This is a genomic window from Rhizobium ecuadorense (assembly GCF_001187535.1).
GTDB lineage: Bacteria > Pseudomonadota > Alphaproteobacteria > Rhizobiales > Rhizobiaceae > Rhizobium > Rhizobium ecuadorense.
The window spans coordinates 87,579-100,422 of record NZ_LFIO01000958.1; the positions used below are offsets into that span (position 1 = coordinate 87,579).

A 12,844-nucleotide genomic window follows, 5' to 3' on the forward strand; every position below is an offset into this window, starting at 1 on the left:
GGGTAAGCCAGCCGATGCAAATCACCATCTCCGACTTCTAGGGATTTACTTACGCTGCCGGCCATGCACTGATTCGATGATCATTTCCAGCCCTGAAGCTATTGGGAAGGCTACGGTGATTCTAGCTGTGTCGCAACTTCATTCGCGTTTTACGCGAGTCCGGGAGACAATAACTTTCCCGTTGGAGAAAAGGACGCTGGATACCGATATGAAAAAGGCCGGTTGCCCGGCCTTTTGTCTTACGCTGCTTCGTCGATCGCCCATTTCCGGAGGATTTTCGCGGCGCGTTCCTCGTTGATCTCGACCATGCGGGAGAGCTTGCGTTCCGGACCTTCCTTGACGCGGCGGTTGAAGTTCCCGTCGTCGTCGCCAAGGCTGAGCAGATCTTCGGTGCTGTCGAAGCCGAAATCGGACCCGAAGCCGTCCATGAGGGCTCCTCCAGGCGCACCTGCGGAAGGCGCGAAGTCCGGAAGCTCGAGGCCGGCCGCCTCCGGCGTGGCGTCGCCGAGAACCGAAGAGCTGCCGTTGCCGCTGACGCTGCGCACCAGGGGCCGCAGGCCCATCCAGACCACCACGAAGGCGACGGCGACGAAGGCGAGCGAGTTGATGATGCCGGCAAGGTTGCGGCTCAGCATGTCCATGACGCGGACACCGCCGGTGGCGTCTTCGAGCAGCTGGTTCTCGAGGAAGTCCATCGCCGTGACGGTGACGACGTCGCCGCGCTTGGCGTCGATACCGGCCGCCGAAGCGACGATCGTCTTCATTTCGGCAAGATAGGCATCGATCTTGGCCTGGTCCGCAGGCTCGCCGACCATCTTGGCGATGCGGCCCTTGTTGACCACCACGGCGATCGAAAGCTTCTCGACCTTGTAGCTGTTGCGGGTCGTCGCGGTCGTCCGGCTGTTGATTTCGTAGTTGGTCTGCTCTTCGCGCTTGTCGGATTTGTCCTGCGATTCAGGCCCCGCCGAACCGCCGGCCTCGGGCGCCGCCTGCGGAATGTTTTGCTCGACCGTCGTCGCGCTGTCGGACTGCTTCTGCTGCGACTGCTGGGCTTCCTTGGTCGAGCGGACCGAGCGTTCGACCTTGGATTCGGGATCGTAGGTCGTTTCCTGGATCTGCTGGGCGTCGGTATTCAGGTCGGCGGTGACGCTGGAGCGGAAGTTGTCCATGCCGAGGAAGGGTGCAAGCGCCTTGTCGACGTTGGATTCGACTTCTTGCTGGACGTTCTGGACGATATTGAGCGAGCGGTTCAGCGAGCTGTTGCTGGCTTCGTCGCCGGAGGCGAGCAGCTGACCGGCGGAATCGAGGATCGTCACGTCATCGACGTCAAGCCCCGGCACGGCCGAGGCGACGAGGTGGCGGATCGAGGTCGCAGCACTCCGCCCGGTGGCCGCACTGGCGCGAATCATGACGGAAGCGGTCGGCTTCTGCTCCTGCTTGCGGAAGTTTCCGACCTCCGGCATGACGATATGGACGCGCGCGGCCGTGATACCCGAGATCGACTGGATGGTGCGGGCGATTTCGCCTTCCAGCGCGCGAACCCGCGTCACTTCCTGCATGAAGGACGTCAGGCCCAGCGAGCCGACATTGTCGAAGAGTTCGTAACCGGCATTGGCGCTGTTCGGCAGGCCGCGCTCGGCAAGCATCAGGCGGGCCTTGCCCGTCATCCCCGCGGGAACGCTGATGCTGGAACCATCCGTGCCGACCTGGAAATTGATGTTGGCTTCGGCAAGCGCCATGCTGATCTGGTTGAGATCGGGCGAATCCAGACCGACATAGAGCGTTTCCTGTGCCGGCTTGTTGACGAAAAGGGCGGCCGCAAGGACGATTGCGATGGAGACGGTACCGACGCCTCCAAGAATCATCAGGCGTGTTCGGCCAAGGGAACCGAAGTTCTTAAAGATCTGAACTAATTGATTTAACAGATTCATTCTGTTCTCGCACGATTCGTCAAAGACAAAGCAGGCTTATTGCCTCATCTGACGAATAATCGGCGAAACTTGCGCGAGCGTTTCGTGAAGGGGGCGCGGCCCCTAAAGAGCTAGAAGAAATCGAAGTCGCCGGCCGCCTTGCTCAGGGGCTGGGAATGGCCGTGGCGTGTGGCGCCGCCCAGCGCCTTCTGCATCTCCGCCAGCTTGACGAGGCTGAGCGCGGTCGCGACGTCGACTGCCCAGCCGTGCGGGATTTCGCCGGTGATGGTGTCGATGAACTCGGCAAGGCCGCGCGATTTCTGCACGGCGAGATCGATGCCCTGCATGACTTTCATGGCATCCGGCGAATTGAGGATTTCGGCGCCGCCGAGATCGAGAAGCTGCGGCTCGATGCGCTCGATGAGATAGGCGACGTCGTGCAATTCGGAAACGATGCGCATCAGGATGTCGCTCAACGCTTCAACAGGCGCAGGCGGCTCCATCACCGGGTTAAATGTCATATGAAAATCCTCGCCATCAAAAAAATTCGATACTGGTTTCGACGGGCTTCGGCGGAGCGGCGGGGCGTTGCTCGAGAGCGACGGTTCTCTGCGTTTCGGCGCCGGTCAGCGGATATTGCCGGGCACGACCGGAAACCGGCCAATATTCGAGCTTGCGCCCGTGGTCGCCGCCTGTGGAGGAGCCGACCACCGGAATGCCTTCATCCCTCAGGAACTGCATGGCGAAGGCCGCGTTCTGCTCACCGACATTGGAGAATGTCGAGATCGTCTTGGCGCCGCCGAAGATCTTGGCCTCCAGACGGTCGCGCCGGGCGCCCTGCTTCAAGAGACCGTTGATCAGCAGTTCCATCAGATGCACGCCGTAACGCGTGGCATCCCCGCCTGAGGTAGGCGACGTCGCCGAACCGGGCAGCAAGAAGTGGTTCATGCCGCCGATACCGGCGACAGGGTCTCTGAGGCACGCAGCCACGCAGGAACCGAGAATGGTCGAGAGGACCGCATTCGGATCGTTCAGAACCTTGTACTCGCCCTGAATGATGTGCACGCGGCGGGCTGCCCCCTCAGTGATCATTTCAGGGCTCCAAACACGGCTTCGATGGCCGCTTTCATCTTCTCGATCGTGAACGGCTTGGCGAGCACGTTGTTGGCGCCGAGTTGGGCTGCTTTCTGCACCAATGCACGGTCGCCCTGGGCGGTGAGGATGATGAAGGCCGCCTTCTTGGTGTTCGGGTTGGTGCGCACGGCCTGAAGGAAGCCGATGCCATCCATCTTCGGCATGTTGAAGTCCGAGATCACCAGGTGGTGCGGCTGCTCGGCCATGATCTTCATGCCCTGTTCGCCGTCGCCTGCGGACGTGATCTGCTTGAATCCGAGCTGGGTCAGCGCGTCGCTGAGCAGCAACCGGCTCGTTACCTGATCGTCGACGATCAGAACTTTGATTTTCTCCGCGATCGACATTTATTCGGTCCCTTCCTTTCGGGCGGCTGTCATTTTCAATATTTCCTCACCGATGGCAGACAGGGGCAACTGCTGCTCAACGGCGCCAAGTTCATGAGCAACCCTTGGCATTCCGTAAACGACACAGGTTTTTTCGTTCTGGCCGAGTGTTCTGGCGCCGGCGTGGCGCATTTTCAACAATCCGGCGGCGCCATCGCGGCCCATTCCGGTCAAGATCACGCCGACGGCGTTGCGGCCCGCCAGCTCGGCGACCGAATCGAACAGCACGTCGACCGATGGGCGGTGACCGTTAACCGGCGCCCGGTCGACGAGACGGCAGCAGGGCGCCGAAGCGTTGCTGACCTGGAGATGACGCTCGCCGCCCGGCGCCAGATAGATCTTGCCGATTTCGAGACGAGCACCATCGGTCGCTTCCTGCACCACCGGCGCACAGAGGCGGTTCAGCCGTTCGGCGAAGCTCTTGGTAAAGGTCGGCGGCATATGCTGGGTGATGACGGTCGGCGGGCAATTGGCCGGAAACTTCTGCAGCACGGTGATCAGCGCCTCGACGCCGCCTGTGGACGAGCCGATTGCGACGATCTTGCGGCCGACGCGGAAATCGGCGACGGAGGGCGGTGGCGCCGGGGCGGCAACCGGCTGGGAAAACTGGCGCTGCGTGCGCGCGGCTGCCTTGACCTTCTCGGCGAGGTCGCCGAAGGGCCGCAGTTCACCCGGCGCCGGCTTGCCGACGCAGTCGAACGCGCCGATCTCGAGCGCTGCCAGCGACGCCTCGGCGCCGCGATGGGTCATTGTCGATACCATGATCACAGGCATCGGACGCAGCGTCATGATCTTTTCGAGGAAATCGAGGCCGTTCATATTCGGCATCTCGATGTCGAGCGTCACGACGTCGGGGTTCAGCCGCTTGATCGCCTCGCGCGCTTCCAGCGCATCGCCGGCCTGGCCGATCACATTGACCTCGGGGTCGGAACTCAAGACGGCGGTAATCAGCCCCCGCATCGTCGGGGAGTCGTCAACGACGAGAACCCTTGCCGGAGCGCTCATGCCTTCCTCCCGTGACCTTTGGCGGTGTAGCGATAGGTCGTGATGCCGATGTTGTCGAAGACGTGTTTCGCCTCGCCGGACACACGCTCGGAATGGCCGATATAGAGATGGCCGCCCTCCGGCAGGAGGCCGGCGAAACGCTGCCAGATCTTCATCTGCGTCGGCTCGTCGAAATAGATGACGACGTTGCGGCAGAAGATGACGTCGAACTTGCCCTTGAACGGCCATTGCGCCATCAGGTTCAGCTCGTTGTAGGTGATCAGCCGCTTGACGCGGTCGTCGACCTGGAACTTCCTGCGGCCCTGCACCTCGACCTCGCTGAACCATTGCTTGCGCATGGCGGGCGAAACGGTTTCGAGCGCGTTTTCGTCATAGGCACCGGCTCGGGCGATCGCCAGGATCTTCGGGTCGATGTCGGTTGCCAGGATCTTGAAGTCGTAATCGGCGACATTCGGCATCAGCGACAGAACGGTCAGCGCGATCGAATAGGGCTCCTGCCCGTCGGAGGAGGCGGCCGACCAGATGCGCACCCTGCCGCCCGATTTCGCCCGCTGCAGAAGCTCCGGCAGGACGTGGTCGCGCAGATGGTCGAAATGATGGTTTTCGCGGAAGAAGCGGGTAAAATTGGTCGTCAGATGCGACAGCATCTCGCGGCGCGGCGCGGCACCCGCCGGCGAAGCGACGAGGTCGCAATATTCCCTGAAGCCGGACAAGCCGAGATTGCGGATATGCTTCGACAGGCGCGAATAGACCAGCGACGCCTTCGTCTCGTTGAGGAAGATGCCGGCATCCGAATAGATCATAGCGGCGATCTCGGTGAGATCGCGGCGCGTCAGCGGATATTCTCCGCTTGCCAGAACCTCGTCGGGTCCCTGCCTCTGATCTTTTGCGCCCATAGCGTTCATGCGGCTTCGCTTTCGGTCTCGTGAAAGAGGGATTCGAGTTCGATCAGGCAGATCATGCGCTTCTCGATGGCGAGAATGCCGCGGGCAAATTGGCGCTCGAGTTCGGAGGAGATCTCGGGCGTCGGCTGGATGGTTTCGTCGGTCACCGTCAGGATATCGGACACGGCGTCGACCAGCAGGCCGACAACCTTGCGCCGCACCTGGGCAACGATGATGACATGACGGGCAGTCGGATCGGCCGGCTTCATGCCGAGCCGGGCGGCAAGGTCGATGATCGGCAGCACCGCGCCGCGCAGGTTGATGACACCGAGCATATAGGCAGGCGAGTGCGGCATCGCGGTCGCCGGGGTCCAGCCCCGGATCTCACGAACCGACATGATGTTCACGCAAAATTCCTGAGCCCCGATGCGGAACGCGATCAGCTCGCGATCCCCCTCGTTCAGATTTTTTACGGCGTACGACATTCCCTTACCCTACCGCTGCTAACGACATTTCTGCTTTGAGCGACTGGCCGCGCGAGGCGCCGACAACCGCGTCGACATCGAGAATGAGAGCGACGCGCCCGTCACCGAGAATGGTGGCGGCGGCAATGCCCGGCACATGGGTGTAGTTGGCTTCGAGGCTCTTGATGACCACCTGGCGCTGACCCTGGATGGCGTCGACCATCAGTGCGCGCTGGCCGCCACCTTCGGATTCCACCAGAAGCGCCACGCCCTCGACCGGGTTGGCCTGGGTCGCGCGGAAGTTCAGGATGCGGCCGACATCGACCAGCGGGCAGAAAGAGTTGCGGATCGAGATCAGCCGGTGGTTCGCACCGAAGGAGTGGATCGCGGAGGCTTCCGGCTGCAGGGTTTCGACGATCGCGGTCAGCGGCACGACCAGCGTCTGGCCGGCGACGGTGACCACCATGCCGTCGAGGACGGCGAGCGTCAGCGGCAGGCTCATGGTGAACACCGAGCCGTGCCCCGGCTTCGAGGTGATGTTGATGCGGCCGCCAAGCGCCTGGATCGAACGCTTGACGACGTCCATGCCGACGCCGCGACCCGATATGTCGGAGATCTTGTCGGCCGTCGAGAAGCCCGGCAGGAAGATCAGGTTGTCGATTTCCTCGTCCGACAGGTTGGAATCGGCCGGGATGAGGTCGTTGTCGATGGCCTTCTGGCGAACCTTCTCGCGGTTGATGCCGGCGCCGTCATCGGCAAGCTCGATCAGGATGCGTCCCGAACGATGCTTGGCGGTCAGGCGGACCGTGCCTTCGGTGTTCTTGCCGGCGGCTGCGCGCTTTTCCGGCGTTTCGATGCCGTGGTCGACGGCATTGCGGATCATGTGGGTCAGCGGCTCGGCCAGCTTGTCGATGACCGTCTTGTCGACTTCGGTGTTTTCACCTTCGGTGATCAGACGGATCGATTTGCCGGTCATGTCGGCGATTTCGCGGACGATACGCGACATGCGCTGGAACACCGGCTTCACCGGCTGGGCGCGGATCGCCATGACCGAGTCCTGGATCTCGCGGGTGAGCTGCTGCAGCTCCTCGAGGCCCATATTGATCGAGGAGGTGCCGGTGGTGTCGTTCTCGATGACGCTCTGCGACAGCATCGCCTGGTTGATGACCAGTTCGCCGACGAGGTTGATCAGGCGGTCGACACGGTCGAGATCGACGCGGATCGTCTGGCCGGCGCCGGCGGCATTGTTCTGGGCGGCAGCAGCGCTGGCAGCGGCCGCTGCGGCGGCTGCCGATTCCTTCTTCTCGACGCGGGCGGCGGCTGCAGCCAGCTGCGTGACATTGGAGGCAGTCTCGGCAGCGGCAACGGCGGCAGCCGTCTCGGCGGCGGCAGTGCCGGAAACGTCTTCGGCTGCGCCCGATTCGTCCAGGATCGACAGATCGAAGGGAACTGGCACCATCGGCAGTTCGTCGTTGCTGGTCGCCTCAGCCCGTGCTTCCTCGACCGGCTTCACCGTCAGTTCGCAATCCCATTCGGCGAATTCGAAGACGGTGCGAATGGCATCTTCGCCCTTGTCCGTCTTGAGCGTGACGTTCCAGAAGAAATAAGCGCCTTCCGGATCGAGTTCATCGAGGCCCGGCAGAGCATCGCTGTTGCAATAGATGGTCATTTCGCCGAGGCGCGAGAGATCGCGCAACAGCAGCGTGGCGTCATTGCCCTTGGAATAGAGTTCGTAGCGCGGCTTGAAGATGACTTCATAGGCCGGCATGCCGGAACCCGCATCGCCCTCGCCGCCAAAATCGTCGAAGGAAAAGGGGACGGGCTGGAAGCCGCTGTCGTCGGTCGGCTTGGGGGTCGGCGCGGCAGCGGCCGGAACGGGCTTTGCGGCGGCCTTCGGTGCCGGCGCCTCGGCCAATGCCGAGGGAGACGGCAACTCGCCGTTGGCCAGCGCCTCAAGTTCCTTGACGAGGCCGCGGCTGCGGCTTTCATCGACGCTGCCGCCGTCGCGCGCAGCATTCGTCAGGTCGGCGAGAACGTCGGCCGACTTCAGCATCACCTTCAGGACGTCCTGGGTCGGCTCAAGCTTGTTGGATCGAACGCAATCGAGAGTGGTCTCGAAAACATGGGCGAAGGCGACCAGATCATCAAGGCCAAAGGCGCCGGCGCCACCCTTGATCGAATGCACGGCACGGAACACCGCGTTGACGGTTTCGGGATCGCGATCGCCATCATTCAATTTCAGAAGACCGGATTCCAGTTCGGCGAGCTGTTCCTCGCACTCCTGGAAAAAGATCTCTTTGATTTCGTTCATATCCATAGGAGAAAATCCTGATTTAAGCGGTTACGCGCTCAATGGCATCGATCAGCTTGGCCGGGTCGAAGGGCTTGACGATCCAGCCCGTGGCACCGGCCTGGCGGGCGCGGTTCTTCTTTTCCGCGTCGCTTTCGGTGGTCAGGACCAAGATCGGGATCGCCCGATATTTTTCGTTGCGGCGGACACCTTCGATGAAGCCGAAACCATCGAGGCGCGGCATGTTGATGTCGGTCACGATGACGTCAGGATTGGACTCTTCGAGAACTTCGAGACCCTCGACGCCGTCTTCCGCCTGAATCGTCTCGAAGCCGGCATTGTTCAGCGTCACGAGAAGCATGTTTCGGATGGTGCGGGAATCATCCACGGTAAGAACTTTTTTCTTCATTGCCGAATCTCCTTGGCAAGCAGGTGATCAATATTGACGCCCACCAGCTGCATGGTTTTCTGAAATGCGTCGGACACCTTGGAAAAGGTGAATGGCTGCTTGTCCTGCTCCCAGGTCTTCTCGGCGGACATCAGAACCTGGGCACAAAGAGCGCCGATCCGTTCGACGCCGGACGCGTCTATCGACAGACCGCTGCCCCTGAGGGAGAGGAGTTTATCGCGCAAGGCGGAAGCCTCGTTGAGGTCGAGCACCGCTGTCAAATCCAGCGTCTTGCCACTCTTCTTTGCTGCCATCAGCTTTTCCTTGTCCCCTTGTCCCCGGCTCGAGAAGACGAGCTGAGGCAATCATCCGATAGGTTAGTAAACATTCCGCCCACCTCCGACGCTTGCGAAGGGCCGCGGAAGGCTAAAATCATCATTTTCATATTCATCTTCGGCCACAGCCGGACGGGCGGCGGCTTCGATGGCGCGCGGCGGCGTCACACGAACAGGCGCCGGGCGACCGGCATTGGCGTTTTCCCGGGCGATGCGGAATTCGCGAATCGTCTGGCCGAGCTCGACAATGACGGTATGGAGGTGGTTGGCGCCTTCGGCCGAGCGCTCCGCAAGTCCGGCGCTATCCGCCACCTCACCGCCCAGCCCCCTGACGTCCGACATCACGCTGTCGAGACTGGCGGCATGTTCGCCGGTCCTTGTGGCGATGCCTGATATGGCGGCGTTGATGTCGGTGACCTGGCGCACGATGCTGCCGATCGAATCCTGTGTGCGGCCGACCATCTGCACGCCGGCGTCGACCTGCGCCTTGGTCGTCGTCACCAGCGTCTTGATCTCGCGAGCGGCTTCGGCGGACCGCTGGGCCAGCGCGCGGACCTCCTGGGCGACGACGGCAAAACCGCGGCCGGAATCGCCGGCGCGGGCGGCCTCGATGCCGGCGTTCAGCGCCAAGAGATTGGTCTGGAAGGCGATCTCGTCGATCGCACCGATGATCTGGCCGATCTTTTCGGCCGACTGTTCGATATCGGCCATGGCGCTGATCGCGCGGCCGACGACCTCGCCGCTTTCCTCGACGGCGGCGCGCGTCGAGGCGGCGGCCTGTTCGGCGGCGCGGCTGTCGGCGGCGCCGTCGCGCACACTGCCGGCGATGCCGGCAAGGGCAGCGGCGGAAAGCTGCAGCCGGTCGGCCTGGCCGGACGCCGTGCCGGCGAACTGCCGGGACAGGCCGGCAAGCGAACCCGTCGCCGCTTCAGCCTTCAGTGTGCGCTCGGTGATGGCGGTGAACTCGGCCTGGAGCCCATCCAATGCGCCGTTCAGCGCGGCGGCGATCGCGGCATGGGCGCCGTCGACGGGGGCGCGCCGCGTCAGGTCGCGGGCGGAAAGGCCTTCGACGACATCGCCAAAGATTCTCACGATCTCGGCCTCGTTGTCGGCGCGCTGTTCGGCGAGCGCGCGGCTCTCAGCGGCGCGCTGGGCGTTGAAGCGCAGCGAGACGGCGATTTCCACATCGACCATGACGATGCGGATGATCGCCGTCATCAGATCGGAGATTTCGCGGGTGCGACGCTTGGCCGACGGCAGCAGCGGACGGCCGGCAATTTCTTCGGCGAGACCGGAAACGACATGCTCGAGCATGACGCCATGGCCGGCCACGTGCCAGCGCGGGTCGAGGCCGATCTTGCTTTCGGTGTCGGACAAAACCTTGACGCGTTCGGCATAGAGGCTGTCGAACCGCGCATCCGTCAGCACGTCCCAATGCGAGGACTGCAGATCATGCAGGCGCTCGACCTGGCGCTCGCTGTCGAAATTGCGCGCCGCGTCCGGGAATGACTGGAACCTGTGGAAGAGATCGCGCAGACCTGCCTTCAGATGCGCTTCGAGGGCCGGCCGGTTGCGGCGCACCAGCTCGCATTGGTCGGCATCGAGACCGGCAAAGCGCAGACGGTCGCGCAAGCTGCCTGCCTGCGCTCCACGAGCCTGATCTGATGGCATGTCCTGCCTCAACGCTTGTCCCCAACCCACTATCCAGGCGAATGCCTGGTTCAAAACTTTCGCAGCATCCGGACGAAGCAACGCGTCGAGACGGTCCTCACCACCAGTTGCAACCGGCGGGTCGAAGCCCCCTGATCAGCTATGTTTCGGAGCTGTCTGAAGAGATGGATACCGGATCAACCCGGTACGGCGGGACGGCGTCATGCCTGGTGGGAACGAGTTCATCTTCCCATTCCGACGTGTAAACCAATGTTTATGGTTAATTCCTTGCTTGAAGGTTAATAAGCCCTTCGCTGTGCCGGCTTTTGACGCAATTCAAGGCCGCCCACAGCAAATACTGCGGCGGAGTTGCACGGCTGCTACAAGGCACACGCAAGCTCCGTGTTATAGGCCGGGCGATAACCAAGACATGACGTCGACAAGGACAGAGCAATGATTGTTCTCGGATTGGGTGCCTGCTTGATTGCAATGACGCTGCTTGCCGCCGTCGCCCGCCTGGATTTTCTCGCTGCGAACCGCGATCTCCGCGCGCTGCGGGTGTTCTAAAACCCTCACCTGCCCGTTGGCAGCCCGGCACCTTTGGTGTATCGCACTGGCGCCTTTCATGTCAGCGGAACACTTGGTTCATGTCCCCCAGATCCGGTCTCCTCATTGTTCTCGGCTTCACGCTCTGGCGCGTCGTCACGCTGCTTTTCGATCGGACGGACCTGTTCGTCGATGAGGCGCAGTACTGGTTCTGGGCGCAGAATCTCGATCTCGGCTATTATTCCAAGCCGCCGATGATCGCCTGGGTGATCCGTGGCGTGACCGAGCTTTCCGGCTCCAACGCCATCTACTGGATCAGGCTCTCCGGACCGCTGATCCACATGGCGGCGGCACTGGTTTTGATGAAGGTCGCAAAGCGTTTCGTCGGCCCGGCGATCGAAGGCTGGACGGGCGCGACCTATATCACCCTCCCGGGTGTGGCGCTTTCCTCGGTGTTTTTCTCGACCGACGTGATCCTGCTGTTTTTCATCGCGATCACCTTGCTTGCCTATTTCGGCCTGACACAGCGGCGCTCGGTCGGGCTGGCGCTGGTCATGGGCCTCGGCGTCGGCCTCGCCTTCCTGACGAAATATGCCGTGCTGTTCGTGGTTCCGGGCGGTGCACTTGCCCTCCTCCTCATTCCGGCGGCGCGCATCGCCATCCGGGATTTCATCATCGCAGTCGCGGTTGCGGCGGTCGTCGCCCTGCCGAACCTCTGGTGGAACCTGCAGCACAACAATACGACGGTGCGGCATACGCAGGACATCGCCCATTGGAGCGACCTCGGCATCAATCTCCGTCGCGGCCTTGAATTCTTCTCCGCGCAATTCGGCGTCGTCGGACCGATCATCTTCTTTGCAATGCTCTGGGCAGTCTATCGCATGATCAAGGGCAGGAGCGACGATCGGGAAAAGATGCTGGTCTGGCTGTCGATGCCGGTGGTCGTGCTGATCACGCTGCAGGCAACGGTCGCCAAGGCCTATGCCAACTGGGCCGTGACCGCCTATGTCGCCGGCACCATCCTTGCCGTCTGGCTGCTTTATCGGATGTGGCCGAAGGGCCTGAGACTGTCGCTCACCATCAACGGCATCGCCAGCCTGCTCTTTCCGCTGGCGACGATCTTTCCGCAGCAATTGCTGCTGCCGAACGGGGACACGTTGATGAAACGCTATCTCGGCCGCGCCGAGGTCAGCCGCGAGGCCGCCGCACTCGCCGCTCAGGCCGGCACCGACATCATCGTCACCAACAATCGCGACATGGTCGCCGATCTTTTCTATACGCTGCGCGATGCATCCTACAGGATCTATGCGCGGGCGCCCGCCGGCCTTCCCGAGAGCTATTACGAACAGGAATTCGCTCTACCCGCCGACATCACCGGCAAGGTGCTTTTCCTGACGGACGGGTCCCTCACCTGCGCCGCCGAGACGCCCGAAATGCTGAAGACCTGGCAGCCGACGGAAGGCTATTACCGGGGCAAGTCGCTCTCCGTCTACAGGGTCTCCGCCGCCTGCCTGGCGCCCTGAGCCAAGCGATTCCGGTTCAAAGAACTACCTCATGGGCAGGCAGAGGCCGGTGCCAGCCCCTTCGATCTCGACAAATCTGACGCCGCCTTCCTCGAAGGCGAGGCGCAGCTGCGCCTCCGTCGCGCGGTGGATGTCGTGGTGGCGTCCCTCATAATCGCGGATGGTGCTGCGCGAGACGGCGGCCCTTTCGGCAAGATCGGTCTGGGTCCAGTCGAGCAGGCCGCGCGCCGCCCGGCAGAGAGCCGGGGTCAGAATTGTTTCCCTTGCGCCTTGACCCATGATTACAACTTGCCCATATTGGTCGACATAGACCATATATGTCACATTACAAA

The 12,844-nt window shown here is 62.3% G+C and carries 13 protein-coding genes; 1 reads left to right on the top strand and 12 read right to left on the bottom strand.

Features of this window, described 5'->3' with window-relative positions:
* Positions 1-239: 239 nt before the first annotated feature.
* From fliF to AF337_RS17775, 11 genes are all read right to left on the bottom strand, one after another.
* Entirely contained in the window at positions 240-1,931 is a 1,692-nt protein-coding gene (gene fliF / locus AF337_RS17725; protein WP_049733103.1) for a flagellar basal-body MS-ring/collar protein FliF, read from the bottom strand.
* A 110-nt stretch (positions 1,932-2,041) separates the two neighbouring features.
* Positions 2,042-2,431 carry a chemotaxis protein CheT gene (gene cheT, locus AF337_RS17730; RefSeq protein WP_003584234.1) on the bottom strand — a complete coding sequence of 130 codons (390 nt, stop codon included), beginning with the start codon at positions 2,429-2,431 and terminating at the stop codon, positions 2,042-2,044.
* Between the two features lie 16 nt (positions 2,432-2,447).
* Complete coding sequence (gene cheD / locus AF337_RS17735) at positions 2,448-3,002, bottom strand: chemoreceptor glutamine deamidase CheD (protein WP_049733104.1); 555 nt, start codon at positions 3,000-3,002, stop codon at positions 2,448-2,450.
* Entirely contained in the window at positions 2,999-3,388 is a 390-nt protein-coding gene (locus AF337_RS17740) for a response regulator (RefSeq protein ID WP_003556488.1), read from the bottom strand. The genes cheD and AF337_RS17740 overlap by 4 nt, the downstream gene beginning before the upstream one ends.
* The gene (gene cheB, locus AF337_RS17745; protein ID WP_049733105.1) at positions 3,389-4,432 is read right to left on the bottom strand and encodes a protein-glutamate O-methylesterase CheB; all 1,044 of its coding nucleotides are present in this window, start codon (positions 4,430-4,432) and stop codon (positions 3,389-3,391) included.
* A complete protein-coding gene (gene cheR / locus AF337_RS17750; RefSeq protein WP_049733106.1) occupies positions 4,429-5,337 on the bottom strand; it encodes a protein-glutamate O-methyltransferase CheR in 909 nt (302 codons plus the stop codon). The genes cheB and cheR overlap by 4 nt, the downstream gene beginning before the upstream one ends.
* On the bottom strand, positions 5,334-5,801 hold the full coding sequence (locus AF337_RS17755) for a chemotaxis protein CheW (protein ID WP_049733107.1): 468 nt from the start codon (positions 5,799-5,801) through the stop codon (positions 5,334-5,336). The genes cheR and AF337_RS17755 overlap by 4 nt, the downstream gene beginning before the upstream one ends.
* Positions 5,802-5,805: 4 nt before the next feature.
* Complete coding sequence (locus tag AF337_RS17760) at positions 5,806-8,097, bottom strand: chemotaxis protein CheA (protein WP_049733108.1); 2,292 nt, start codon at positions 8,095-8,097, stop codon at positions 5,806-5,808.
* A 16-nt stretch (positions 8,098-8,113) separates the two neighbouring features.
* Complete coding sequence (gene cheY1 / locus AF337_RS17765; protein ID WP_003570362.1) at positions 8,114-8,479, bottom strand: chemotaxis response regulator CheY1; 366 nt, start codon at positions 8,477-8,479, stop codon at positions 8,114-8,116.
* Positions 8,476-8,772 (bottom strand): STAS domain-containing protein, encoded by a 297-nt coding sequence (locus AF337_RS17770; RefSeq protein ID WP_003545491.1) that lies wholly within the window; start codon positions 8,770-8,772, stop codon positions 8,476-8,478. The genes cheY1 and AF337_RS17770 overlap by 4 nt, the downstream gene beginning before the upstream one ends.
* Positions 8,773-8,835: 63 nt before the next feature.
* The gene (locus AF337_RS17775; protein ID WP_049733109.1) at positions 8,836-10,464 is read right to left on the bottom strand and encodes a globin-coupled sensor protein; all 1,629 of its coding nucleotides are present in this window, start codon (positions 10,462-10,464) and stop codon (positions 8,836-8,838) included.
* Between the two features lie 626 nt (positions 10,465-11,090).
* On the opposite strand from AF337_RS17775, the gene AF337_RS17780 reads away from it, so the two are divergent.
* Positions 11,091-12,512 (top strand): ArnT family glycosyltransferase, encoded by a 1,422-nt coding sequence (locus tag AF337_RS17780; protein ID WP_049733110.1) that lies wholly within the window; start codon positions 11,091-11,093, stop codon positions 12,510-12,512.
* A gap of 24 nt (positions 12,513-12,536) precedes the next feature.
* Here AF337_RS17780 and AF337_RS17785 read toward each other — a convergent pair whose 3' ends face one another.
* Complete coding sequence (locus AF337_RS17785; protein ID WP_049733158.1) at positions 12,537-12,791, bottom strand: helix-turn-helix domain-containing protein; 255 nt, start codon at positions 12,789-12,791, stop codon at positions 12,537-12,539.
* Between the last annotated feature and the right edge of the window lie 53 nt (positions 12,792-12,844).

Bases quoted from the DNA above. Each gene is read 5' to 3' on its own strand.
- cheR (WP_049733106.1), bottom strand. From the start codon at position 5,337: ATGAACGCTATGGGCGCAAAAGATCAGAGGCAGGGACCCGACGAGGTT.
- AF337_RS17785 (WP_049733158.1), bottom strand. From the start codon at position 12,791: ATGGGTCAAGGCGCAAGGGAAACAATTCTGACCCCGGCTCTCTGCCGG.
- AF337_RS17770 (WP_003545491.1), bottom strand. From the start codon at position 8,772: ATGGCAGCAAAGAAGAGTGGCAAGACGCTGGATTTGACAGCGGTGCTC.
- AF337_RS17760 (WP_049733108.1), bottom strand. From the start codon at position 8,097: ATGGATATGAACGAAATCAAAGAGATCTTTTTCCAGGAGTGCGAGGAA.
- AF337_RS17775 (WP_049733109.1), bottom strand. From the start codon at position 10,464: ATGCCATCAGATCAGGCTCGTGGAGCGCAGGCAGGCAGCTTGCGCGAC.
- AF337_RS17740 (WP_003556488.1), bottom strand. From the start codon at position 3,388: ATGTCGATCGCGGAGAAAATCAAAGTTCTGATCGTCGACGATCAGGTA.
- cheY1 (WP_003570362.1), bottom strand. From the start codon at position 8,479: ATGAAGAAAAAAGTTCTTACCGTGGATGATTCCCGCACCATCCGAAAC.
- AF337_RS17780 (WP_049733110.1), top strand. From the start codon at position 11,091: ATGTCCCCCAGATCCGGTCTCCTCATTGTTCTCGGCTTCACGCTCTGG.
- AF337_RS17755 (WP_049733107.1), bottom strand. From the start codon at position 5,801: ATGTCGTACGCCGTAAAAAATCTGAACGAGGGGGATCGCGAGCTGATC.
- cheD (WP_049733104.1), bottom strand. From the start codon at position 3,002: ATGATCACTGAGGGGGCAGCCCGCCGCGTGCACATCATTCAGGGCGAG.
- cheB (WP_049733105.1), bottom strand. From the start codon at position 4,432: ATGAGCGCTCCGGCAAGGGTTCTCGTCGTTGACGACTCCCCGACGATG.
- cheT (WP_003584234.1), bottom strand. From the start codon at position 2,431: ATGACATTTAACCCGGTGATGGAGCCGCCTGCGCCTGTTGAAGCGTTG.
- fliF (WP_049733103.1), bottom strand. From the start codon at position 1,931: ATGAATCTGTTAAATCAATTAGTTCAGATCTTTAAGAACTTCGGTTCC.